This window comes from Fictibacillus sp. BK138, assembly GCF_004216955.1.
In the GTDB taxonomy this organism is placed as follows: domain Bacteria; phylum Bacillota; class Bacilli; order Bacillales; family Fictibacillaceae; genus Fictibacillus.
Map to the genome: position 1 here is coordinate 579,512 of NZ_SGXL01000001.1, position 24,861 is coordinate 604,372.

Annotated in this window: 18 protein-coding genes; 13 read left to right on the forward strand and 5 right to left on the reverse strand. The window is 37.4% G+C overall.

Going from position 1 to position 24,861, the window contains the following annotated elements:
* Positions 1-119 precede the first annotated feature (119 nt).
* Together EV282_RS02845 and wecB are read left to right on the forward strand one after the other, a co-directional pair.
* Positions 120-911 (forward strand): SGNH/GDSL hydrolase family protein, encoded by a 792-nt coding sequence (locus EV282_RS02845; RefSeq protein ID WP_165389333.1) that lies wholly within the window; start codon positions 120-122, stop codon positions 909-911.
* Positions 912-1,214: 303 nt separating this feature from the next.
* A complete protein-coding gene (gene wecB, locus EV282_RS02850; protein WP_130293626.1) occupies positions 1,215-2,363 on the forward strand; it encodes a non-hydrolyzing UDP-N-acetylglucosamine 2-epimerase in 1,149 nt (382 codons plus the stop codon).
* Between the two features lie 128 nt (positions 2,364-2,491).
* On the opposite strand, the gene EV282_RS02855 is transcribed toward wecB, so the two are convergent.
* Positions 2,492-3,559 carry a stalk domain-containing protein gene (locus tag EV282_RS02855; protein WP_130293628.1) on the reverse strand — a complete coding sequence of 356 codons (1,068 nt, stop codon included), beginning with the start codon at positions 3,557-3,559 and terminating at the stop codon, positions 2,492-2,494.
* A gap of 162 nt (positions 3,560-3,721) precedes the next feature.
* Here EV282_RS02855 and EV282_RS02860 point away from each other — a divergent pair, with 162 nt between their 5' ends.
* The 3 genes from EV282_RS02860 (at position 3,722) to EV282_RS02870 (ending at position 7,190) form a co-directional block, all read left to right on the forward strand.
* Positions 3,722-4,183, forward strand: a complete 462-nt coding sequence (locus EV282_RS02860) for an NUDIX hydrolase (RefSeq protein WP_130293630.1) — start codon at positions 3,722-3,724, stop codon at positions 4,181-4,183.
* 216 nt (positions 4,184-4,399) lie between these two features.
* On the forward strand, positions 4,400-6,559 hold the full coding sequence (locus EV282_RS02865; protein WP_130293632.1) for a 5'-nucleotidase C-terminal domain-containing protein: 2,160 nt from the start codon (positions 4,400-4,402) through the stop codon (positions 6,557-6,559).
* Between the two features lie 244 nt (positions 6,560-6,803).
* Positions 6,804-7,190: a hypothetical protein gene (locus EV282_RS02870; protein ID WP_130293634.1), complete on the forward strand. Its 387-nt coding sequence runs from the start codon at positions 6,804-6,806 to the stop codon at positions 7,188-7,190.
* Positions 7,191-7,243: 53 nt separating this feature from the next.
* Here the strand turns inward: EV282_RS02870 and EV282_RS02875 are convergent, their stop codons facing one another.
* The gene (locus EV282_RS02875) at positions 7,244-7,753 is read right to left on the reverse strand and encodes a DUF2628 domain-containing protein (RefSeq protein ID WP_130293635.1); all 510 of its coding nucleotides are present in this window, start codon (positions 7,751-7,753) and stop codon (positions 7,244-7,246) included.
* Positions 7,754-8,071: 318 nt separating this feature from the next.
* Here EV282_RS02875 and EV282_RS02880 point away from each other — a divergent pair, with 318 nt between their 5' ends.
* From EV282_RS02880 to EV282_RS02890, 3 genes are all read left to right on the forward strand, one after another.
* Positions 8,072-8,497 carry a hypothetical protein gene (locus EV282_RS02880; RefSeq protein ID WP_130293637.1) on the forward strand — a complete coding sequence of 142 codons (426 nt, stop codon included), beginning with the start codon at positions 8,072-8,074 and terminating at the stop codon, positions 8,495-8,497.
* 127 nt (positions 8,498-8,624) lie between these two features.
* Positions 8,625-8,867, forward strand: a complete 243-nt coding sequence (locus EV282_RS02885) for a DUF2584 family protein (RefSeq protein WP_130293639.1) — start codon at positions 8,625-8,627, stop codon at positions 8,865-8,867.
* Between the two features lie 132 nt (positions 8,868-8,999).
* A complete protein-coding gene (locus tag EV282_RS02890) occupies positions 9,000-9,509 on the forward strand; it encodes a VanZ family protein (protein ID WP_242611813.1) in 510 nt (169 codons plus the stop codon).
* A gap of 40 nt (positions 9,510-9,549) precedes the next feature.
* Here EV282_RS02890 and EV282_RS02895 read toward each other — a convergent pair whose 3' ends face one another.
* Both EV282_RS02895 and EV282_RS02900 read right to left on the reverse strand, forming a co-directional pair.
* Entirely contained in the window at positions 9,550-10,437 is an 888-nt protein-coding gene (locus tag EV282_RS02895; protein ID WP_130293641.1) for a copper amine oxidase N-terminal domain-containing protein, read from the reverse strand.
* Between the two features lie 135 nt (positions 10,438-10,572).
* Positions 10,573-11,313: a C39 family peptidase gene (locus EV282_RS02900; protein WP_130293643.1), complete on the reverse strand. Its 741-nt coding sequence runs from the start codon at positions 11,311-11,313 to the stop codon at positions 10,573-10,575.
* Between the two features lie 161 nt (positions 11,314-11,474).
* Here EV282_RS02900 and EV282_RS02905 point away from each other — a divergent pair, with 161 nt between their 5' ends.
* From EV282_RS02905 to EV282_RS02915, 3 genes are all read left to right on the forward strand, one after another.
* Entirely contained in the window at positions 11,475-13,436 is a 1,962-nt protein-coding gene (locus tag EV282_RS02905; RefSeq protein ID WP_130293645.1) for an LTA synthase family protein, read from the forward strand.
* A 259-nt stretch (positions 13,437-13,695) separates the two neighbouring features.
* Positions 13,696-15,090 (forward strand): N-acetylmuramoyl-L-alanine amidase, encoded by a 1,395-nt coding sequence (locus EV282_RS02910; RefSeq protein ID WP_130293647.1) that lies wholly within the window; start codon positions 13,696-13,698, stop codon positions 15,088-15,090.
* 209 nt (positions 15,091-15,299) lie between these two features.
* Positions 15,300-17,246 (forward strand): S8 family peptidase, encoded by a 1,947-nt coding sequence (locus tag EV282_RS02915; protein ID WP_130293649.1) that lies wholly within the window; start codon positions 15,300-15,302, stop codon positions 17,244-17,246.
* 39 nt (positions 17,247-17,285) lie between these two features.
* On the opposite strand, the gene EV282_RS02920 is transcribed toward EV282_RS02915, so the two are convergent.
* Positions 17,286-18,302 (reverse strand): C40 family peptidase, encoded by a 1,017-nt coding sequence (locus EV282_RS02920; RefSeq protein ID WP_130293651.1) that lies wholly within the window; start codon positions 18,300-18,302, stop codon positions 17,286-17,288.
* Between the two features lie 555 nt (positions 18,303-18,857).
* Here EV282_RS02920 and EV282_RS02925 point away from each other — a divergent pair.
* The gene (locus tag EV282_RS02925) at positions 18,858-22,247 is read left to right on the forward strand and encodes an S-layer homology domain-containing protein (RefSeq protein WP_130293653.1); all 3,390 of its coding nucleotides are present in this window, start codon (positions 18,858-18,860) and stop codon (positions 22,245-22,247) included.
* A 231-nt stretch (positions 22,248-22,478) separates the two neighbouring features.
* Complete coding sequence (locus EV282_RS02930) at positions 22,479-24,845, forward strand: immune inhibitor A domain-containing protein (protein WP_242611814.1); 2,367 nt, start codon at positions 22,479-22,481, stop codon at positions 24,843-24,845.
* Positions 24,846-24,861: the final 16 nt, after the last annotated feature.

Consider the following 24,861-nt stretch of genomic DNA (forward strand, 5'->3'; position numbering starts at 1 on the left):
AACCAAAAACGGCTTACTCCCCTTATTTTAGCAATCTTCTACATTTTTCAACAATTTTCTTGTAATAGGAAATTTTCCCCTTTATGATAGAAGGAGACTATATAAGGGGTTGGGACCAAATGAAGAAACGTCGTTTTATAACTTTGTTTATTATGATCGCTTGCGTCCTTAGTGTGATTAGTGGGCATCTTTATTACAACAATAAATTAGAGGAAACTGCACATGCAGCTAAACTTGAATTAGGTAAAAAGCCAGCCGAGAAAACTGAGAATAAAGATTCCACATCATCATCGCAAAAAGCTGATACTGTTCACTTCAAGAACGCGCCGGCTGGAATTGCTGATCTTTATAATCAGAAAAAAGCTGCAGGAGAAAGCTTAAGTTTCACAATAGTGGGTTCATCCATTACATCAACTGAAGAAGGCAATTGGGCTAAACTTTTTACTGAGAAAATGATGGACACTTACGGAAATGATGTAAAGGTTGAAACAACTAGTTTTGGAAAGCTAACTAGTTTGGAGTTAGCTAATGAGCAGGTTTATACGGATTTCATTCAAAAGAAAACGGATGTAATCTTAATTGAACCTGTGCTGTGGAATGATAATAATGGGGTTAGTATTAATGACACGCTATACATTTTAGGACAAATGATTACAGGGGTTAAGGATACTAATCCTGAAGCAGTAGTGGTACTTCAGCCATCAAATCCGATCTATCAGCCACAAAAATACGCAGAGCAAGTAAGCAGTATAGAAGCCTTTGCAAAAGAGAAAGGTATCCCTTACATTAATCATTGGGAAGCTTGGCCAAGTGTGGATTCAGAGGATATCAATCAGTATGTTACTGAGTTAATGCCGAACGAAGAAGGACATAAATTATGGGCAGAATATGTCTATAATGTATTTAAATAATAGAAAAAAATCTGCCTAACTTAGTTTTGGCGGATTTTTTATTTTGGTCGGCAAAAATCTAGCATGCAATCGCTGTTTTGAATCTTGTAACTATAATTTTGGAAGATTTCATGAAGGGAAATGTTTCAAGATGCATAATGACGGCTAGTAATTCGAGTATTATTAACGAAACATGTTGTTGGTCACTATTTTTTTGTGAAATTGATAACTATTGACGGGATTCGTATGAAGAAGTAGCATGAAATGAGGGTGTTTCGCCCATAATGGTATACATATGTCCTGATTAAAGGAGAGAATTAACGAATGGCTGAAAAAGTTAAAGTAATGACAATCTTCGGTACAAGACCGGAAGCAATTAAGATGGCACCGCTTGTATTGGAGTTGGAAAAATATAATGAACAAATTGAATCCGTTGTAACGGTTACAGCTCAGCACCGTGAAATGCTGGACCAAGTGCTGGAGATTTTTGGAGTAACACCGGACCATGATTTAAATATCATGAAAGATCGCCAATCCTTGATCGATGTGACAACTCGTGCGCTTCAAGGGTTAGATGAAATTATGAAAAAAGAACAGCCGGATGTTGTCCTTGTTCATGGCGACACGACAACGACGTTTGTTGCGAGCCTTGCTGCACTTTATAACAAAATTGCAGTTGGACACGTTGAAGCGGGACTTCGTACGTGGAATAAATATTCTCCATATCCGGAGGAAATGAACCGTCAGTTAACAGGTGTTATTTCAGACTTGAACTTTGCGCCGACCGATACAGCAGCTCGTAACCTGCTGAACGAAAACAAGCCAGGTGACAGCATTTATGTAACAGGGAACACGGCAATTGATGCGTTGAAGACAACTGTAAAAGAGGACTACTCGCATGAAGTTCTTGAGAAGCTAGGTGATGATCGTCTTATTCTATTAACAGCTCACCGCCGAGAAAACTTAGGTGATCCAATGCGTAACATGTTCCGTGCAATCAAGCGCTTAGTAAATGAACATGACGATGTACAAGTGGTTTACCCTGTACATTTAAACCCAGCTGTACGTGAAGTGGCAGACGAAATCCTAAAAGGTGACAGCCGCATCCATTTGATCGAGCCTCTTGGCGTTGTTGATTTCCACAACTTCGCATCTCGCGCGCATATCATCTTAACCGACAGCGGCGGTGTACAAGAAGAAGCACCGTCACTTGGCGTTCCGGTTCTTGTGCTACGTGACACAACTGAGCGTCCTGAAGGAATAGACGCAGGGACGTTAAAGCTAGCTGGAACTGATGAAGAGACAATCTACGGACTTGCGAAGGAATTACTTACTGACGACACAGCATATGAAGCAATGGCTAAAGCATCTAACCCATATGGTGATGGGGAAGCGAGCCGCAGAATTGTTGAAGCAATCCTGCATTACTTTGGTAAATCAACAGAGCGTCCCGATACATTCCGCGTTCTGTAGTACAAAAGTAGGGGTCTGACCCCACACAAATACAAAACCACAAAACCTCCACGTCAGGCGGACACATCCGCTGCCGTGGAGGTTTTTACATAAGCTTTACCCCATGTTTTTCATGCGATTATAAACTATTATTTATTAATAAACACCATGTTCTTACTTCCATCCCACTTCACTTCTGCATCGAAAGCTTCTGCAAAAAACCTTACAGGGACGACTAGCCTGTTATTTATTATAATAGGTGCGGTGTCTAGCGTGATACTTTTTCCGTTTATCTTTACAATGTTGGATAGGTATTTTAGCTCCACAGTTGTTCCGTTTAATTCTGCATGTACCGTCTCATTAGTAGCATCCCATTCGACTGTTGCCCCTAATAGTTCGCCAATTCCGCGGAAAGGAGCAAGTGTCCGTCCGTCAATTAAGACTGGTGGCTGATCAAACTCATGTTTAACTCCATTAACTAAAATGTCCACCTCATTAAGTTTCTCACTTCGAGCATATAAGTATCCATCAATTTTGGCCGTCGGTCCCATAACAATTAATGGCTTTTTCTTTGAGTTCATCCAGCCTAATATATTTTTCATGTTTGCTTCAGATACAGCTACACAACCTGCCGTTGCTGAAGTTGAACTTTTCCAAACGTGAAGAAAGATCGCACTTCCTTTACCAGCGACGATTGGATTTTCATTATATTTAATAACTGCGCCGTATTTATAGAGGGGATGGTTCATTCTCTCAAATGATTTCCAGCGAGAGCTTGGATTACCAGTAAAATAAATCCATTTGTTATAATCTGGGGATGAAACATCATCTACCCAATAATCATACGACGTGGTTACACGGTAGGAATATGTAGTTCCAGCAGGTTTTGCAGCCCAGCCAAATCCCGTTCCAATGTTATAAATCCCCGTAGGAGAAGCTCCGCCGCCTTCCTTCATCACTTGAGCAAAACCATTATATCCAATTGTAGCCGGCATGTCTGATAAAGCTTTTTGCCAAACTCCGTCTATCTTTTCATATGTACTCAGTTTTGCATATTTGGTATCCCAGCCGTTTGCTTCTACAATAATCATTTGAGATTCGTTAAAAAACTTACTGGAAATCAGTTTTTGACGGGGGAAATCCGCAAAAGCTGGTTTCGCATAAATGGCTAAAAATAATAATAAAGCTACGCCACACAACATCCAACGATTCTTCATTTTTTCACCCTCGATCTATATTTCTTATACTAATATTTCCATCGTAAACTAACCCCATAATATAGACCAGTACGAAAAGACTCAAAAACCTTGTCAACTCGAAAAAAGGATTTCACACTCTTACTAGAGAACAGAAGAGAGATAAAAATAAAGGAGATAAAAATGGGATACATCAGCGATTTAAGAAAATTGATCGGGACACGTCCAATCATCATGGTAGGTGCAAACGTAATTTTGTTAAACGAAAACAACGAACTTTTAATGCAATTAAGAACAGATAATCACATGTGGGGATTAGCTGGTGGAGCGATTGAACCAGGGGAACGCTTGGAGGATGCCGCTAAAAGAGAACTTCAGGAAGAAACCGGACTTATAGCTAAGCATCTAACCCTTTTTAACATTTTTTCTGGAGAGGAATATTATTACCAATATCCTCATGGTGATGAAGTTTATAATGTCATAACATCATACGTTTGCAGGGATTATGAAGGGAATTTAAAAATTGACGAACAGGAAGTGGCAGCGCTGCAGTTTTTTCCTCTTAATAATCTGCCTTCTAATATTAATCCTGCAGAGGTTCTTATCATACAAGAATTTCTATCTGAACAAAAAGCTCCTCTTTAAAAAATAGAAGCCCTTCATCTGGAAGGGTATTTTTTATGGTAAAAAAAGGCTATTTCAAAATAACTTGAGAAAAAAATAATTTTTGAGAGAAAAAGACTATTAAATTAGGTAATTCTAGTAAATTAACAAAAAAATTACAAAAAAGGGCTTCCATTATTATTTTCAAAATATATAATAAACTTTGGAAGTAAAAAAATTGTCAAATGGGGGATAAGCATGGCGAATAAATCAATATCTAAAGTTAGCCGTACTATGTTGGCAACAACAATGGCTCTTTCTGTATTAGCAACACCGATCACTTGGAAAGATGTAGTGAACGCGGAAGAAACTATTAAGTTTTCAGATGTTTCACAAAATCATTGGGCAAACAAAGTTATTCATGAGTTAGCTAATGAAGGTCTTGTTTCTGGTATAGGCGATAACAAATTTGGTCCACAATTAAACATTACACGTGCACAATTTATTGTAATGATTACACGTGCTTTAGATTTGCCAGCTACTGATGAGAAAACACCATTTACTGATGTTCCTGCATGGGCTTCAAATGACATTGCAGCAGCTTATGCAGCTGGTCTAGTAAAAGGGATGTCTGAAACAAAGCTAGATCCTAACAAAACATTATCTCGTGAAGAAATGATTGCGATGCTTGTTCGTGCTTATGAACACCATCTTGGAGGCGAAAAACTAGTATCCTCTGAAACTCCTGATTTTGACGATATGGATAAAGTTAGCACATGGGCTAAAGAAGTAGTTAAAGTAGCCGTAGAACATGGATTGATTAATGGTAAAACAGATACTACTTTAGAGCCAAAGGATATTACAGTTCGTGCAGAAGGTGCGGCAGTAATACATAACTTGCTTAAGAGTTCACTAGTTTCTGTTCAGCTTTTAGGAATCAACGATTTCCACGGACAGATCAATACGTATAAAAAGGTTGATGGTAAGTTAGCTGGTGGAGCTGAATACTTAGCTGCTTACTTAAAAATGCATGAAGCAGAAAACCCAGAGAACACACTAAAAGTTTCTGCTGGTGATTCTGTTGGTGCGAGTGCGCCTGCATCAGCTCTTCTACAGGACGAGCCTACTATTGATATTATGAATACACTAGGCTTTAATGTTAGTACTCTAGGAAACCACGAGTTTGATGAAGGTATAGATGAAATGCTTCGCCTGATCTTTGGTGGTGAGCATGAAACAACGGGTGACTTTGCTGGAGCTGATTTCCCATATGTTGCTGCAAACGTAATTGAAGATGAAACAGGTGAGCCGCTTCTAGATCCGTATGCAGTATATGAAGTAGACGGCGTACCAATTGGATTTATCGGTGTTGTTACAACTGAAACACCAAGCATTGTTATTCCAAGCGGTGTTGAAGGAGTAAGCTTTACTGATGAAACAGAAGCAATCAACAAATATGCGGCTGAACTAAAAGAGCAAGGTGTTGAATCGATTGTTGTTCTAGCTCATAATCCTGCAGAATCTAACGTAGATGGAACAAACGCAAGAGGCGAAGTTATCGAAATGGCTGAAGAGATTGATGATGAAGTTGACGTAATCTACGCAGGACATAATCATAAATATACAAATACAATTGTAGATAATAAGCTAATCGTTCAATCTTTCTCTTCTGGAACAGCCTTCTCTGATATCGACTTGTTAATTAACAAGAAAACAGGAGATATCGTGAAAAAATCAGCAGAAATCATTACTACCTTCCACGAGGGTATCACACCTGATAAGGAAATTAAGGATATGGTAGAAGCTGCTTATGATCAAGTAAAAGAAAAATTAAACGAAGTAATTGGAACTGCTAAAATAGAAATCACGAAGGATCTAAATGAAAATGGAGAAAGCTTGATGGGTAACCTGATTGCTGATTCCATGATTGCACAAACAGGAACGGATCTAGCATTCATGAATCCAGGCGGAGTTCGTGCAAGTGTTGATGCGGGTGAAATCACGTGGGAAGAGCTGTTCACAGTTCAGCCATTCGGAAATGATCTTGTTACAATGGAGTTAACAGGTCAGCAAGTAGTAGACTTATTAAACCAGCAATGGGCAACAGGAACAGCAAAAATCCTTCAAGTTTCTGGATTAACGTTCACGTATACTTCTGCAACGGATAGCGGAGGAAAAGTTACAGGTGAAGTAAAAGAAGTTAAACTTAAAGACGGTACACCAATCGACCTTACAAAGACTTATACTGCAACTGTAAACAACTTTATGGCTACTGGTGGAGACGGGTACACAGTACTTAAGAGCGGTACTAACCCAACTGTAAACATTACAGACCTTGATGCATTAATCAAGTATGTTAAAGCAGCTGGAACAGTTGAACCTAAAATCGAAGGCCGTGTAACTAAGGTAGCAGAATAAAACTTGGGGTCTGACCCCATACAAATACAAAAACACCAATTTTGTCCACCAGGAAAGGACATGGCAGATGCCGTGTTCCTCTCCTGGTGGTTTTTTATGTCCTTTTTTCTCTTAAAAGAGGAGTCGACGCAAACAGAGCGAAGTATTAGTAATATCTTTATGTAAAGAAACCATGTAAACTGTAAGGAATTAATTACGAAAATAATTAAGTGAAGGATAACTATAATAAACGGAGGTGCTACCATTGAATTTATTCTCATCGATCACGGAAGAGAGTTTCTCATATCTAGTAAACGATTTTGGATTTTCCGAACCGGTTGCGACAGATGGGAGCTGGAAGACAACCTTCTTATATGTCAATGACCAGATTGGGATTGAAATCGAACTCAACTACAGAGATATGGATACGTTCATTTTTATGAAGAAGTTAAAAAATGAAGAATTGATTTTGGATGACGAAAGCGAGGCAGACCGCAAACAGCTAGAAGACATCATTAACATTGAACCGATTAAAAGTAACGGCAATAACACGACAATTCAACAGTTTGAAAAGGGAATATTAAACAAGGCTGCTTTATTGCAGCATAACCTTGGTCAGATTTTAAACAAAAGAGAAAAAGTATTCTCATAAACACGAAAAAGATAACTCATCATCGAGTTATCTTTTTCTGTTTTTAATAGGTGTTATGAAAAGGTTGTTAAAAGAATAGCGGAGATTACAAGATAGCCAATAAACATTAACAATGCCAAAAGAACACCCATCCAGCTCGTTCCACCGCGTTTTCTAATCTCATGCATCTTTACCTTTTCACTTACGGAGTGTTTTTCGATTTCATTGATCTGCTTTTGGGCATGTCTTTTGTAGATTAGGTTACCGCCAACACCTAATCCCCCAGATAGAGCAAAGCCCATTGAGGTATCAACCGTTGTGCTAATTGTTCCTAAAAGTAACGCGATAATATCAATTGCTAAAAACCCTATAAGAACAAAAAGGATAGGAAGGTACATCTTCCTGTAACCGAGCCATAAAAAGGTGAGAAAAAAAGCAGCCCAATTCCAGCTATTATCCTTTTGCCGCTTCTTAAAATAGAAGTCTTTTTTCTTCTCTCCTACAAATAGTGCTAGCTTCTCGCCTTGAGGTGTATCGATCAATACGTCAGCTTTTGAAATACTTGTGTTAGAATAGTTGCCCATTAAAATCTCCCTTCTTAATAAGAATGCCTTCAGCAAGGCATACCATTATATTCAATTAATACAGGGCCTTAAACCTATATAGCATTTATTAGAAACATCAGAAAGGAATTTAAATGTCTCTCCTAAAAGTACAAAATCATCAAAATTGTATTTATAGGGGGTCTGTCCCTGGGACAGACCCCCCTAAATTCTAGATCACTTATGTAAATTATTTGACAATGTGTACAAAAGGGTTCCAATTTTCTAAAAAATATTGTAAAATAATTTGAAAATTAGGTTTCGTTTTAGCGGAATTGGGGAAGGAGAATATATTTGGGGATGAAACATATTACATCGGGGTTTGGATTTGCGTTTATCTTCTTAGCAGCACTATTTACATTAGGACTGTATCAAACAGTGATGGTATGGGGGAATATTAATTTGGTCATCGACCGAATTCTAGGACTAACTTCAACTTCATTTATTTCTTCCATACTCCTATTCTGGTCGATTACGAGTGCATTTTGGATCTTAAGTTTAAAAGTTTTAGACATCGCACATAAGACTAAACTATATAATACAAAAAATGCGATTTTTGGAATGTTGTTCTTGTTCTTTGCGATTCCATTTGGCATCAGCGCACAAGTGTATCACGTATTAAATATGAATGCCGGCGTTACAACGATCTCAACAGCATTGTTTATCATGACAATTTTATCTTTTATCGTTGGATTTGTTTTTAAATTTAGAAAAACAGCACGATAGAACCATAGCTTGCAGTGGAAGCCACACGCTTCGCCGCAGGCTTTTTTATTTTCAATTAATATTAGACGAACGAGGCAGCTTCTTTTAAAATAGAAAGTAAGAAAAGAAAAGCAGGGAGTGTTTATTAATGAACATGCCTTTTACGATGCATACATGTATATTAACGAGCGGCAACGAAAAAAGAATTGAAGGAAATACGTTTAAACTTGAGATTGAAGGCTACCATCTATACGTTCTAAACAACCTTCAAACCGTTCAAAAGTCAGAAAAATCACAGCCGGCTGGAAAAGCGCGAGTAACTGAAATCACCTGGAAGAACAACAAAACACAGCTTACATACGAGTTAGTAGATCTTCATAATGTCAATTAAATAAGCATATTGATTAAAAGGTGTCAGTTAAGCGAACTGATGCCTTTTTTATGTAAATGTGCAGGTCTTATTCAGAAACATTTGGATATGCTGTATAATGAACAATTACGAAGTGTAAAGGAGTTTTGAAATTTGAGATTGTATAAATTCTATCAATGGATTCCTGTTCTGTTGATTGTTATATGTGTATTTTATTCATCCTCGCAGCCGTATCAAAAGCAAGACGTTCGGCCAGAGATCGGCAAATATGTGGATTTAGAAAAAGTAGAGAAAAACTTCGGCAATGTCAAACTTAATTACGCTGGTTCAGAAGTGAGCGTAGAAGCGAAAGGTCCAGCGAGTTTTATTGAATTCTTTATACGTAAAGGTGCTCACTTTACCGTTTTCTTTGCACTCGGATTCTTTGCTTTTCGGGCTATACGAATAAACGGAAGCAAGACGATAAAATCAGCAATTATTGCATTAGCGTTAGTCGCGAGCTATGCCGCATTTGATGAAACACATCAGAACTTTACCGAAAATCGCACACCCCATGTGGAAGATGTTCTCATAGACATGAGCGGTGGAGCTACTGCTATACTGCTTGCAAGTTTAATCTACCGTAACAGACCTATCAGAAAAACCAGCTCTCGGAATGTGTAATACTTCCGATGGCTGGTTTTTTATCGATCATTAAATTGTATTAAATATTTTCATCTGAGATCCATGTTTTTAATGTGATAAATTCAACTTTACCTTCAGCATTTGTTAACACTTCATACATATAGATTCCTTCGTAATATGCGTAAATGGTCTCTCCTTGATTCATGCCGCTATATATGTTTTCAGCAGGTCCAAGTGCATCCAATACTTCATCTATCGTTATGGTCGTAAGTGTAGGCTTTACATGTATAGCTCGAAAGCCGTTCTCATAATACCCAAAGTCATACCAGTAATTACCGTAAATCCATTTTTCAGTAACACCTTTTTCCGGTACTTTAACGAAAAATGTTTTAGGTGGGCCAGCTAAATCCAATAGAGGGCCAGGACCAGCATTCAATCCGACTGGAGATTCAGGGAAACGCCCTTCTCTTAGAGTAAGCAGCATTTCTTTCGTAAGCTGTTCTTCTTTAAAAGCACGTTGTTCGATAAATTCACCAGTTTTATGAATATGAATGAGGCGTAACGAATGGTTGTATTCGACTTTATAACCAGAAGCTTCTGCAATAAAACGAAGCGGGACAAACGTGTAATTCTTGTGAATGAAAGGAGCTGCCTCTAAGGCAACGGGTTCTCCATTTACGTAAGCGGTCTTACTTCCGATTTTTAACTTAATCGTCGTATTCTCTTTTTTTCCAGTAACGGTTTGAGTGCCTTGATCCCAAGAAAGTTTAATCTGTGCTTGTTCAAAGATTGGTCTCAACTCAACGAAGGTTCTTTCGTTCTTAATTAAAGGAGACGTATTAAAATATACTTCTCCTTCGTTCATATAAACTTTGATTCGGTTGGAGTCTGCAGCACTAGCAGTAGATGAAAACATACTGATCATAAAAACGGATGTAATGATTAGTGCAAAATACTTTTTCAACATTGATTTTCCCCTCTCTATATTTGTTTCAAAAGTAAGACGAAGGAAAGATTTGTAAGGTTTCGTATTTTACAATAAAATTTTCACACCATGTAAAAAGGGGACAGACCCGGGTCTGTCCCCTAATAGTAATCATTCTTATTTGTACGTAATCGCCTGGGAGCCCATCTGAACCCAAGCTTCTGCAAATCCTGTTCGTCCTGCTTTGACTGTTGCACCTAACGGATCATTGAAATACACATATTCATCATCATATCCTGTTACGACAACAGAGTGCTCGTTCCATGTGATTCGGACTTGTCCAGATGGGGTGTTCCATGTTCGGAACTCTGATTCTTTGAGCTTCTGGTACTTGGAGTTTGTGATTATCCACACAGGCTTTCCGCTAGACAATGGCTCCAATACAGCTTTCTTAAATGAACTTCCACTCAAATCACGAATTTTCCCCGGCATATACTCCTCAGCTAACTCAGCAACCGGCCCGTGATAAACACCATAGCCCATCTTATCAAAGGTATAAATGTCACCGACAAACCCGTCGTTGGGGTTGCCGTAATAATACGTCCCATACTCATTTTTGTAAGGAGTAGTATCCTTTTTTATTTTTTCAGCGAGCTCCATCTTTCCAACATCAACACCTGCATACTGCAGCATCATAGCCAGTGAAGTAACTTCACATCCTCGATCTAGCTCAGGTTTTTGCAGTATCAAAGGTACTTTTATAGGTGGAATTTTATTCTCTATTTTTGTGTTTACAGCTGCTCCAAGCACGTTCTCGTGATTTTTATTATTCTTAATTTCATTTTCTATCCCATTGTAAGCAGCGTATCCCATACCTAACAGAAAGGTTATGAGCAGCAACATAAATAATTTTTTCATATGCGTATGTACTCTCCTAGTGAAAAACTTTTTTACGAGTTAGATTAACTGGAAATATAGGGAATAGGTAGGATATCATTGAAAAATATATGTTTTAATAGTACATTTACATAAAGTTTACACTTATGTAATAAATGTAATGTGGCCTGAAGGAGGCAGCAATGAAAAAACAATTCAAAACATTAAGTATTTCTTTAATTATATACGGAATTTTTGTTGTTTTAGTTGGATGGAAATTAACTTGGTTCTCAGATCAATCAGATACTCTGTTTTCCCAATTTGGAATAGTGGACATGTTTAAACACATGTATGAATTTTTTATAAATAATGAATCCTTTTCACCTTTACGTAAAGGGGTTTTACTAGTTTCGTTTGGGGCTGTCATCCTAACATCGTTCTGGACATTATTTTTAAAGGTTCGTAAGCAAATTATTGCCCTGCTTATACTTAACTTTATCTTATCCTTTATCATTTTAGCAGATACCATTTACTTTAGGTATTTTGAAGATCTGATTTCCAGCGCAGTCCTATTGCAAATCAAGCAGATGAGTTCATTGGGCAGTTCAGTTGGAGATTTGTTTAGCTGGAATGATTTTATCATATTCTTTGATCTTATCCTGCTTATTCCATTGACTATCTTGTTCTTTAAGAAAACATCAAATAAAAGTAATGCCAATCCTGCATTGCGTTTAGCCACTGGTTTGTTAGCCGGGGCTGCCGGGGCATGGCTTTTCTTTTATCCTCTTCATGATTTTGTTCAAAAAGGCGGCGCATATCTTTTTGATAAAACCTTATCGAGTATGAGGGTCTATGAGGTAACGGGATTGTTAGGTTTTCATGGGTTCGATACGTATAAATATCTAGATGAATATGTTTTAAATAAAAAGGAAGTAAGTGCAAAAGATCGGAAAGATGCGAAGGCGTGGTTCGATGAGAAAAATGAGATACCTTCAATAAAAACTCCATATTTTAAAAAAGCTGAAGGCAAGAATTTAATTATGGTGCAGTTAGAGGCGTATCAAAGCTTCATTATTGATAAAAGTATAAACGGGCAGGAGATCACGCCTAATTTAAATAAGCTAAAGAAAGAATCGTTATATTTTAATGATATTCACCATCAAACAGCCAGTGGACGTACTTCAGATGCAGAATTTGCAGCAAATACATCACTTTATCCGCTGCCAACCGGTTCAGCATATGTGAGGTATCCTCGAAACGGCTATGATTCATTACCAAGTATTTTTAAACAAAACGGGTATGATACGGCCGCTTTTCATGCCTACAAACCTGGTTTTTGGAATAGATATATCGTTTACCCGAATTTAGGATTTAATGAGTTTCATAGTATTGAAGATTATAAAGAGGGTGAACAAGTTGGCTGGGCAATTGGTGATGAGGACTTCTTTTTACAATCAACTGACAAGTTAAAGAGTATGAAAGAGCCGTTTTATTCCTTCATGATTGCATTAACGTCACACTACCCATATACAATGCCAGCAAAGTATCAAAATTTAAAACTAGATGATGTGGGTGATGCAAACCTTCGAAACTATTTGCAATCAGTCCATTATGTTGATAAAGCAGTAGGTACTTTTATCGATAAACTTAAAAAAGAAGGTTTATGGGAGAATTCAGTAGTCGTTTTCTATGGAGATCATGATACGGGATATATGCAGGCAAACACAAAGTCTTCCATATTTGCGAGAAAAGATGCTGATGCTCTTGGTGAGCTTGAAGTAAAAGATGGAATTCCTTTATTCATTCATGTTCCTGATGTAGAAGGGAAAGAATTTGACAAAGCTGGCGGCCAGGTAGATATTATGCCGACTTTGCTGCATTTGTTCGGAATAGAAAAAGAGTACCATCACATGGGTAACAATTTATTAGATGGGAAAAAGGGAACTGTCGTTTTCCGATATGGGTCTGTTAAAACAGACGATCTCTATTATAAGAGCTCGTATGATTTGAATTTGCAGAACGGTACTTGTTATGACCTAAGTTCAAGGGAAACTGTGTCAGTTGAAAAGTGTCAGCCACTATATGAAACAAGTGTAGAAGAATTAAGTATCTCTGATGATGTTATATATGGAAACCTTATCGAACAATGGCAAAAAACTAAATAGTAAGGAAAAAAGCCTTAGAAATCTGATTTCTAAGGCTTTTTTATATTCAAATTTAAAAATTAAATTTTCAAAAATATTATTCAAAACTGTAAGATTTTGTCGATATTAACATAGAAATAGTGAAGTTACCTGCTGCTAAACAAATACTTCAACTAATTCCTACTTGTTCATGATGGTTCCAATAAGTACAAATTGTATAAATACCCTATAGCAGGTGCTAGTAAACTATTACATCTTAGAAAAAATAGGAGGAATTTAGATGAAAGGCAAGAATTTTGTCGCCATATTGATGTTTTTGATGATGGCTGCGCTTTGCTTCTCGTCGCCTGGCTATGTTTCTGCTGCTTCATTTCCTGATGTGTCTGCAGGTCACCGTGCGTACGATGAAATCATGTATTTAGCTAACAAAAAGATTGTAGGCGGGTATAGCGATGGTGCTTTCAAACCTGATAATTTTGTTACACGTTCAGAAGCAGCATCAATGATCGGGCGTGCCCTTCAATTAAAGGGTGGTTATAGGGAAACAGAATATCATGATGTTCCAAAAGGGCACTTTGCCTCTGGATACATTCAAGATATGAGCAATGAACGCATCTTGGCGGGCTACGGGAATGGTTATTATGGTGTGAATGACAAGCTTACACGCGAACAAATGGCATCAATACTAACAAGAGCTTGGACTTTTACTGAGACAAGTAATCTTACATTTACGGATGTTGGCTCGAATTCTCCTACATATGTTCCTATTAATAAGCTAGCTACAGCAGGTGTTGTTGGCGGATATTCAAACGGGGCATTTGGCGCAAAAGACTATATCAAGCGTGCTGATTTTGCATTAATGCTTGCAAGAGTATTAAATCCTGCTTTTCGGAGTAACCCAGCTGAACCAAAACCAATTGGTATAGCGCAAGTAACAGCTGATTTCTTAAATGTAAGAACCGCTCCTGATGCGAATGCATCCCGTATTGGACAGTATCCAAACGGAACAATCGTTAACGTATATACAAAGCTATCAAATGGGTGGGCTTACGTAAGTACTAATAGTTTAAAGGGTTATGTACACGGTGCGTATTTAAAAGATACGGATCAATCCACTGGATTAAAAGGAAAAATAATAGTAGTCGATGCAGGACATGGAGATCATGATCCAGGAGCTATCGGTTACGGAATGAATGAAAAAGATCTTACTTTAATAACTGCAAAGCACCTCCGAGATTATTTAGAGGCAGCTGGGGCAAAGGTGGTTATGACTCGTGAGACCGATATTTTTCATTCCTTAGAAAAAAGAGTCTCTATTGCTAATTTAGCTGGAGGTCAAGCATTTGTCTCTGTCCATGTAAATAAGTTCAATGGAGATGCTCACGGGACAGAAACTTATTATAATGGTGACAACAGCAAGAGTGCAGAAAACAAAAAATTAGCGACCTACATTCAAAAGCGAATGATAAATTCCGATCTAAACATGAGAGACCGTGGAGTGAAAGAAGCTAATTTCTATGTTATAAAAAATCAATACAACATGCCAAGCACATTAGTAGAACTAGGTTTTATTGATCATAAAGAAGATGCTGCTAAACTGGCATCAGATACATGGCGCAAAAAAGCAGCTTATCAGATCCATCTAGGTATCAAAGATTATTTCACCAATAATTAAAATGGGGTCTGACCCCAGACAAATACAAACTCATAAAAAGTCCACCTGAGCAGGACACTTTACTCCTGCACAGGTGGACTTTTTCCTTCACAGCTAAACTATTTCCGATTTCTATTAATCTGTGTAGCATAAAACCGATAGTTAAGAAAAGGGGACTGTCCCCAAACAATTTCATTTTTTCTTTCATTTACTTTTACAGGGGGATTATTATGCTCAATTTCAAGTCCAAAATAGGGGTCTTTTTCTTTTCTGCTTCTTTATTAACAACCACAATAATACCTTCCGAACAGACTTATGCAAATTACAGTGAAGATCAGCACAAGGAATACTCTTACATCATTGGCTTTATTGATAAAATTAATAAAAGTCTCATTATAGAACATGGGGGAGTAGTTACCACTGAACTTGAGAGTATCAATGCTGTTTCTGCAACCCTGACAGTAGAAGCTGCACAACACTTAAGGACTTCAAAATTAATCCGCTTTTTAGAAGTAGATAAAAAGGTTGAGGCAGAAGAACAGTACATCAGTCCTTACTTGCAGGAGTTGAATTTCCCCCAAATTCAGTCATTACAATCAAACAGCTTTTATAGTGGAAAAGGTATTAAGGTAGGAGTTTTAGATACAGGAATTGATATAGATCATCCAGACTTAAAGATTGCTGGGGGAGTTTCGTTCGTTCCAGAGACTGCTTCCTATGATGACCAAAATGGGCATGGTACACATGTGGCAGGTATCATTGGGGCTCAGGATAATTTGTTCGGGATAAAGGGTTTAGCACCAGATGCTGATATATATGCTATTAAAGTTTTAAATAAAGATGGTGTTGGTCAGCACTCACAGATTATAAAGGGATTAGAATGGGCTACTCAAAATAACTTAGACATTGTAAATTTAAGCTTGGCAGGGGAAGATGGATCTTATGCTCTTAAACTTGCAGTTGATGAAGCTTATAAAAAGGGACTCTTTATAGTCGCAGCTTCCGGAAATCTTATAAATGATACATTTAGCAACCAGCAGTTTGTCTATTATCCAGCAAAGTATGAAAGCGTAATAGCAGTAGGAGCGGTGGATCAGAACAACAATCATCCATATTTTTCAGGTTCAGGACCAGAGTTGGAACTCGTAGCACCAGGTGTAAATATTTTTAGTACATATAAGAATGAAAGTTATGAGTTTTTAACAGGAACTTCTATGGCTACCCCTTTTGTTACGGCAATATATGCACTGTATCAGGAAGCCTATCCAAACTTATCAACATATGAACTTCGAACAAAAATACAAAAACATGCTAAAGATTTAGGACCAATAGGCAGAGATAATCAATTTGGATATGGACTTATCCAAGCACCTGAGCTGATGACACAACCTGGTTTTCCATACAAACTTCATTATCAGCTCACAAGTGATGCTCATATCGCATTAAGCTGGGAATCGCCTTTTACTGGATCTTCTATAGTTGGTTTTAATGTGTATAGAGATGGCAAAAAGGTTGTTAATCTTACAAAATCAAAGAAAATTAAAGAACAATTAAAACCCGGTTTTTATCTCTATGAAGTAACAGCGGTTAACGAAAACGGAATAGAATCAGAAAAAGCTGCAATTATGGCTAAAGTTTATCAGCAGTTTCCTGATTTTACTGCAACGCAGTGGTATGCAAAATATGTGTATGACTTAAACGCAAGAAATGCTTTAGGGGGTTATCCAGACGGTAATTTTTATCCAGATAAACAGATAACCCGCGGCGAAGCAGCATCAATGATCGGACGGGTATTAAAGCTTGATGGAACACCAAGGTACACTCTTTTTCCAGATGTAAAAAGCAGTTATTTTGCTTCAGGGTACATCGCTTCTATGACACAAAAAAGCTTAATCAGCGGATATCCTGACGGGAAGTTCAAACCCTCGCAAACTATTTCTAGGGGAGAAGTAATCGCTCTATTAGATCGATCTTTCAAATTGAAGACTGACTTAGAAAAATCTAAAGCATTTCACGATTTATCATCAAACTATTTTGCCTTTGAAGCAATAAAACGATACTCATCCATTTCTATAGCAAATGGTTATGAAGACGGCTCGTTTAGGCCATTCAATCCTGTAACACGTTCAGAAATGGCCGTACTTCTTTCCAGAACGATAGAAGAAAATCTTAAATAAACAAAAAAAGCCATCTGATTTTGTTCAGATGGCTTTGTCTTATTTAACTGGCAATGTAGTGAATGCTCGATAGAAGAAAGCAGAGAATTCAGCGCGAGATGTATCTTTTAATGGCTTATAAGTGTTATCTGGGAAGCCAGACACAATGTTGTTTGCATTTAAAAGCTGAATGGAATTGTATGCCCAATCATCAGTGCTAACATCTACAAAAGAATTGTCTGTGGTTTTCTTAGTTAATACAAAAGTTTTAGAAATTAAAGCTGCAATCTCTTCACGTGTCATTTCTTGATTTGGTTTAAAATCTCCGTCTGGATAACCAGAAATAATGCCAGCTTCTTTCACAGCATTAATCGATCCAACAGCCCAATGCTTCGTAGAGACATCATTAAAGTGACTGTATTGAGAGGAAGCATCAATATTTAGTGCATTTGCGATAATCGCTGCAGCTTCAGCCCGTGTTACTGGTTTCGTTGGTTTAAACTGGCTATTTTCATAACCATTCATTACACCTTTTTTGCTTAAGTTTGTGATGGGATTAAAAGCCCAATAGTTAGAAGGAACATCATGGTACTGTCCTTTAGGTAATACAGCTAATGATGCAACAGTTTCTTTCATATATCTGCGTGCGCCAATATATTTATCTCCCCAATAATAAGGATCATTTAATGACGAGATCATTACACCTTTAGATGATGAAGCGTGAATGAAATTTCCGTTTCCTACATATATACCCGAGTGGGATGCTCCCGCTCTATAGGTCGTGAAGAAAACAAGATCTCCTAATTTTAAATCAGCTTTCTTAACGGCAGTACCTCCATTGAACTGATCCGTTGTCGTACGAGGAAGTGTAATATCGTATTGCTTAAATACATATGTAAGGTAACCTGAACAATCAAAACCTGTGGATGGTGAAGTGCCGCCCCACTTGTACTTTATACCTATGTATTTTTTTGCAGTTGCAACTAAGTTTTCTCTATCGTCAGCTTTAGCTTGTCCTGGCAAAAGAGTAAGTACCATTAATAGAGATAAGATCCAAGCACCCAACTTTTTAACCATAAAACCCTACCTTTCCCTAAGAAGTGACCTTTTAAACTAGTATTTAGTGAATTTTCTATTTTTTTCTACAAAAGTTAGTCTATCACAATTCGGGACTTTAGTAGTTTACAGTTATGTAACAATTGTAACAAAACGAATTATATTTTTTTGGAATAACAAGAAAATATTGTAATATATTTTATTTCCATTTCTCCTAAACATTGTTAAAAATGTGTCGATATAGGTAATTGTAGGGGACAATAGACCTTGTTTTCGACCAAATATTACAAGAAAATATATTTTATTGAATTCACTACTGGGAAATATATTGCAAATAATGAAATATATTGTAAAATGATTGTAATAAGGTAAAACCTACCACTTGTGAGGAAAGATGGTAAAACAATAATATTTTGTAACTAGTGGATATTTTTGTTGACATACCTTTTACCCACAAATATACTATTTATTGTTAATGTTTGTATAATTTGGTATTTACTAATCTATGGGCCCTGGGACTCATAGCTTAGTTAAATCATAAATTTCTAGTTACATATTAAGGGAGGAAATAACGCAATGGCGTCTAAGTCTCGTAAGTTTATCGCAACTGGACTTTCTGCAGCAGTAGTTGCTTCAGCTGTAGCACCAGTAGCAAGTGCAGCTACAACATTCACAGATGTGCCAGCTAATGCATGGTATGGTGGATCTTTAGCTAATTTAGTAGAAAAAAATATTATCGGTGGTGTTGGCGGCGGTAAGTTCGCTCCAGACCAAGCAGTAACTCGTGAGCAATTAGCAAAAATGCTAGTTTACGCTCTAGAACTTGACATTAATGAAGAAGTTGCCGATCCTGGTTTCTCTGATGCAAAGCCTGGTGATTGGTACTACAAAGCTGTAGCTGTAGCTAAAGCACATGGCGTATTAAATGGTGTTGGAAACGGCAAGTTCGGTGCTGGTTCTTCACTTACTCGTGAGCAAATGGCAACTGCTATCGTAAATGCTTTCAAACTTCGTGATAAAGTTGATGGAAGTAAAGTAGAAATTCCTTACACGGATCTTGATGGAAACGCGTACCGTAACGATGTAGCGATTCTTTACTCTTATGGAATCCTTGCTGACGGAACTGCTTATAATCCAAAAGAAGTTGTTGACCGTAAAGGATTTGTAGCATTCCTTGATAAAACGTTAACAAAACTTCCTAAGGTTGAAGAGCCTAAGCCTGAACCACCAACACCTCCAACTACTGGAATTACAATTAAGTCTGCAGAAGCACGCAGCAGTAATGCAGTAACTCTAGTATTAAGCGATGCTCCTCTTGTTAACTTGACTAAAGACGACATCTCAATCGCTGGAGCAACTGTTGAAGGTGTAACTACTACTGATAACGTAGTAACTGTATATACTTCTGCACCACTTGAAGCTGGTAAAGAGTACACAGTAACTTACAAAGGCAGTTCTGTTAAGTTCACTGCAGTTACATTAGTAGGACAACAAAATGTTGAAGCTGTTCAATTAATGAACAAGCGTCAAATCAAAGTTAGCTTTAAAAACCCTGTACTTTGGGATGCTAACGTTAAAAACCTAGGTAACTACTACATGAACCTATTATCAGATATGGGTGACAGAAATGGTAACTTAGCTGATGATTCAATCGCAGCTGCAGCTAATGGTAAATGGACAGTAACAGCTGGCAGCCAAGAAATTAAGAAAGACAAAGATGGTAACGAAATTACTGGTCAAGCAGTTAGCTATGTAATCATCGAATCTACTAATGGCGAGCAAGTTGATGCTTTAGGATTAAAGTACAACGAATCTGCAAACATCCAAGTTCGTAACGTGAAAGATGCTGCTACAAAAGGATACATCAACACTTCTGAAGCTACTTTAAAAGTAGAAGATAAAGTTGCTCCATCTGTAGTTGGTATGTCATCTGTTGTTTACACAGACAATAACAAGCTTGTAATCACATTTGATGAGCCTGTTAAGAGCTACAATGAAAACCATAGAATGCTAGTTTCTATCAACAACAATGTGGTAGCTGCGGAAATCGCTTCTACAACTGGTTCAGTTGCTGATCATAAGAAATTAGTTGTTGACCTTGCTGGACTTGATCTTGAAAAAGATGTTGCACATACAGTTAAAGTTGTTGGCGCTATGGATTTACATGAAAATGTAAACACTGGCACACAAAACCCTTATGTTGGTACGTTTACTCTTAAGGCACCTGAAGTTAAGCCTCCAACACCTGAAGTGTTTGCTCGTCCATCTGTAACAGGTATTCAGCAAATTGCGGATAACAAGTTCACAGTAACATTTGATCAAGCAGTAACATCATTTGATGCTAGCAAACCAGTTGTTACATTCAAAAAATCTGATTTCCAATCAGGTGAGTGGACTGACATCACAGTTGCAGAGAGCGATGTTGTTAAATCTGCTGATGGTAAAGTATGGACAGTAACTTTAGATGCTAATCTAAATAAAGCAGAAGCTGATAATGGTTCAGAAGACCTTAACTATGATGGTCAAGATCAAGCGATCCGTGATGTAGTTGTTGAAAACTACTATCCAACAAATGTTAAAGCTACGACTGCTATTAAAGATGCAGACAAAGCTTATTATGTTGGTACAACTTACAGCAAATCTCTAACACTTAAGCATGATACTGTTGCACCAGTAATTGGAACTAAGGGTGGATTTGATACTGCTGGTAACTTATACATTCCTTTTGTAGACGCTCCTTGGGATGGAATCATCCAAAAAGGTGCTGGTAAGTTAACAGTAAGTAAAACAAATTCTAAAGGTGTTACATCAAGCTATGATGTAGATGTAGCTAACGCTAAAGTAACAATCCTTGGAGCTAACACAAAACTTGATAACGTTACTTATTCTGCAGGAAAAACTGTAGTAGTTGATGTTGACAACTTTGAAACTGATGCAGTATATACTGTAGCATTCACAGCTGGTTCGATTACAGATGCAAACCGTGCTGGCGAAATTAAAGTTACTCCACAATCTACTGGGAATTTAAATGCTATTAAAGAATCTAACATCAGCATTACTGTACCAAAACCAGTAACTACACCTGCACCTTCAGTTGAAGGACTTGTTCCTCAAACAACTAAGGGCTTAATCTACTCTGGTCATGATATTTGGGATTTTGCAGGTGGTGTTTACGCTGGATCTGCAAGTAAGATTTCAACAATAAAAGGAAATGAAAACACTGTTGGATCTTATGATTACATGCAATTACCAGAAAACCGTGAGAAGATTGTAGTAGTATTTGACGGAGAAGTTCTTGAGTCAAGTGCACTAAACAAAAACAACTACACAGTTAATGGTAAGAAACTTGACCAAAAAGCAACTGTAACTTACCACATTGCTGAGGATCTAGTTACTAATGGTTCTGATACATTAGCAACAGTACTAGGTAATGGTGGGGTTGCTGGTAAGAAAGTTGGATTTGTTGTAATAACTCTTCCACAAGATTCAATCGATCGTGATGGTCTATACACAGTTAAGGTAGAAGGAATTACTAACAAATCAGGTAAGTCTATGCTTCCTGTAACAGCTAACGTTTCTCTACACGACAATACTCTTCCTACAGCTACTTCTGCTAAGTTGAAAGGTACTAAGCAATTAGAAGTAACGTTTAATGAAGATGTTATTGCAGATGTAGTAAAAGCGAAAAACAATTTTGAAGTTTCTGTAAATGGAATCAAATATCAAGTTGTTGACGTTGACTACCCTGACTACCCTAAATACACTAATAAGCTTCTATTAACTCTAGCTCAAGATATCACTCTAAATGGTGATCTATCTACTGCTAAACTTTCTGTTAAAGTTAAGAAAGATGTTGATGGAAACATGTGGGTTTGGGATTATGATGGAACACTTAATGGTGATGGAACTGGATTCTACGATGCAGATCTAGCTAACCCTGCTCGTGAAGTAACAGTATCTAACTAATTATTATTTTGACCCCTCTATTAGAATTTCTAATAGGGGGGTCTTTTGTCATAATATAAAGGTTTTTGTTGGAAAATATATTTTGAAATATTTTAAAAATACTACATTATTTTGACAATTATGATATAATTTACATACATTCTTGTAGAAAAGGGGGCTAAAGTCACGAAAAATACTAGTTATTAAGTTTTATAGTTTTCTGATTCATATGACCTAAGAGGAGGATTTACATTGGGGAACTGGAAGAAAAAATTTGGAACGTCCTTATTGGCAACTAGTATCATCGCAGGTGCGTTTGCTCCTGGAGCATTTGCCAAAACAATGGATACAAAAAATTATGGATACTCAGCTTATACTTCAGCACCAATTGATTTGAACATTATTGATGAAGAGCGATTAGCAAAAGCGCTAAAAAAACAAGGTCTTATTCCTAGCAATGCATCACAAAAAGAAATTACAAAAGCAGTAAATTCCTACATAGCTAAAAAAGGAATGAAAACATCAGCTGCTATAGATAGTCACTCCAATGAAATGGATGAAAAGACGAAAGAATTCTTAGAAAGACAAAAAGAACAACTATCTAAAAGTTTACCTGGTACTAGTAAACTAGCTCCTGGAAAGCCCTCTAGTGTAAGGGTTCCAGTTGCTAAATCACAAGGATATGATGGTGCTGTTAGAAAAGACAAAGTTCTTGTTCTTTTAACTGAGTTCTCTGATTTTAAGCATAATAATGTTGATCAAGAACCAGGTTACATGTACGCTAATGATTTTAACAAAGAACATTATGAGAAATTAATGTTTGGTAACGAGGAATTTACATTGTTTAATGGTTCAAAAGTTAAGACTTTTAAACAATATTACGAGGAACAATCCGGTGGAAGCTATACAGTTGATGGAACAGTATCTAATTGGTTAACAGTTCCAGGTAAAGCTGCGGATTATGGTGATGACAATCCTCTAGGTGGACATGATAACCTAGCTCCACTTGGACCGCGTGATTTAGTAAAAGAAGCTTTAAAAGCTGCAGTTGCATCTGGAATGGACTTGTCTAAGTATGATGAGTTTGATCAATATGATTTAGATGGTGACGGAAATCAAAATGAACCTGATGGATTGGTTGACCACTTAATGATTATTCATGCTGGTACTGGCCAAGAAGCAGGTGGAGGACGCTTAGGAGATAATGCTATCTGGTCTCACCGTTGGGTGTTAAACGGAGTTTTCGCGGTACCAAACACAACTGCTAAAGTTGGATATTGGGGCGGGAAAATGGCTGCCTATGATTACACTATTCAACCAGAAGATGGTGCTGTAGGTGTATTTGCTCACGAATTCGGACATGATTTAGGTCTTCCAGACGAGTATGACACTCAATATACAGGACATGGTGAGCCTGTAGCTTCATGGTCTATTATGAGTGGGGGAAGCTGGAATGGTAACATTGCAGGTACTGAGCCTACAAGTTTCTCACCACAGAATAAAGAATTCTTCCAAAAAACAATGGGTGGAAACTGGGCAAATATAACAGAAATTAATTCTAAAGATATCACAAGCAATGGTTTTGCAGGAATTATTGACCAAAGCGTAACTAAATCAAATAACCCAGGTATTGTTAAAGTAAACTTGCCGGACAAGCCTGTTAAAGGTATTACACCAAAGTATGGTGCTAAATACTATTACAGTACAAAAGGTGATGATCTTCATACAACAATGAGCACACCTCAATTTGATTTAACAAGTGCAACAAATGCTACATTTAGCTTTGATACGTATTTCGATATTGAGTTTGATTATGATTATTTATATATTACTGCCGTTACAAACGATGGACAGGAAGTTGAACTTGATGTTTATGGTGATGATGATACAGACGGAGATGCTCGTGCTGAATCTACTAAAGGTCAGTGGGTAAATAAGTCTTATAACCTAAGCCAATTTGCGGGTAAAAAAGTTAAACTTTACTTTGATTATGTAACTGACGGAGGTCTTGCATTAGATGGTTTTGCGTTGGATAATGCAAAACTTACTGTAGATGGCGCTGTCGTTTTCCAAGACGATGCCGAAGGAACACCTAAATTTACTTTAGATGGATTTATTACTTCCAACGGATTCTCATATGCTAAAAACTACTACTACCTAGAGTGGAGAAACTATGCTGGATCTGATAAAGCTTTAACTGGATCACGTGGTGTTAAATATAACACTGGTTTACTAGTTTGGTACGGAGATGACAGCTTTACTGATAACTGGGTAGGCGTTCACCCAGGTGAAGGTTTCCTTGGAGTAGTAGATTCACACCCTGAAGCTATCTGGGGTAAATTGAATGGTATTCCAACAATTAACCAATCTACTCGTTATCAAGTAGCGGATGCTGCTTTCTCTTATGACAACTCTCCTGCTTGGTACATTAACAGTCCATCACGTGGAATCTATGATTACAAGGGATTAGCAGGCGTAAGAATCTTTGATGATTCTAAGACTTATATGAATACAGCTATTCCTGATGCCGGAAGAAAGCTTCCAACTCACGGCCTGAAATTCGAAGTTATTGGAGAAGCATTTGATAACTCTGCAGGTGCAGTTTGGATTCACAAATAAAAATCGCTTTTATGTA

What these genes read in the sequence shown, in the direction of transcription:
- EV282_RS02880 (WP_130293637.1), top strand. Translation starts at nt 8,072, where the DNA reads ATGAAACATATTACATCGGGGTTTGGATTTGCGTTTATCTTCTTAGCA.
- EV282_RS02875 (WP_130293635.1), bottom strand. Translation starts at nt 7,753, where the DNA reads ATGGGCAACTATTCTAACACAAGTATTTCAAAAGCTGACGTATTGATC.
- EV282_RS02915 (WP_130293649.1), top strand. Translation starts at nt 15,300, where the DNA reads ATGCTCAATTTCAAGTCCAAAATAGGGGTCTTTTTCTTTTCTGCTTCT.
- EV282_RS02920 (WP_130293651.1), bottom strand. Translation starts at nt 18,302, where the DNA reads ATGGTTAAAAAGTTGGGTGCTTGGATCTTATCTCTATTAATGGTACTT.
- EV282_RS02865 (WP_130293632.1), top strand. Translation starts at nt 4,400, where the DNA reads ATGGCGAATAAATCAATATCTAAAGTTAGCCGTACTATGTTGGCAACA.
- EV282_RS02925 (WP_130293653.1), top strand. Translation starts at nt 18,858, where the DNA reads ATGGCGTCTAAGTCTCGTAAGTTTATCGCAACTGGACTTTCTGCAGCA.
- EV282_RS02885 (WP_130293639.1), top strand. Translation starts at nt 8,625, where the DNA reads ATGAACATGCCTTTTACGATGCATACATGTATATTAACGAGCGGCAAC.
- EV282_RS02855 (WP_130293628.1), bottom strand. Translation starts at nt 3,559, where the DNA reads ATGAAGAATCGTTGGATGTTGTGTGGCGTAGCTTTATTATTATTTTTA.
- EV282_RS02845 (WP_165389333.1), top strand. Translation starts at nt 120, where the DNA reads ATGAAGAAACGTCGTTTTATAACTTTGTTTATTATGATCGCTTGCGTC.
- EV282_RS02905 (WP_130293645.1), top strand. Translation starts at nt 11,475, where the DNA reads ATGAAAAAACAATTCAAAACATTAAGTATTTCTTTAATTATATACGGA.
- EV282_RS02910 (WP_130293647.1), top strand. Translation starts at nt 13,696, where the DNA reads ATGAAAGGCAAGAATTTTGTCGCCATATTGATGTTTTTGATGATGGCT.
- EV282_RS02900 (WP_130293643.1), bottom strand. Translation starts at nt 11,313, where the DNA reads ATGAAAAAATTATTTATGTTGCTGCTCATAACCTTTCTGTTAGGTATG.
- EV282_RS02860 (WP_130293630.1), top strand. Translation starts at nt 3,722, where the DNA reads ATGGGATACATCAGCGATTTAAGAAAATTGATCGGGACACGTCCAATC.
- EV282_RS02895 (WP_130293641.1), bottom strand. Translation starts at nt 10,437, where the DNA reads ATGTTGAAAAAGTATTTTGCACTAATCATTACATCCGTTTTTATGATC.
- wecB (WP_130293626.1), top strand. Translation starts at nt 1,215, where the DNA reads ATGGCTGAAAAAGTTAAAGTAATGACAATCTTCGGTACAAGACCGGAA.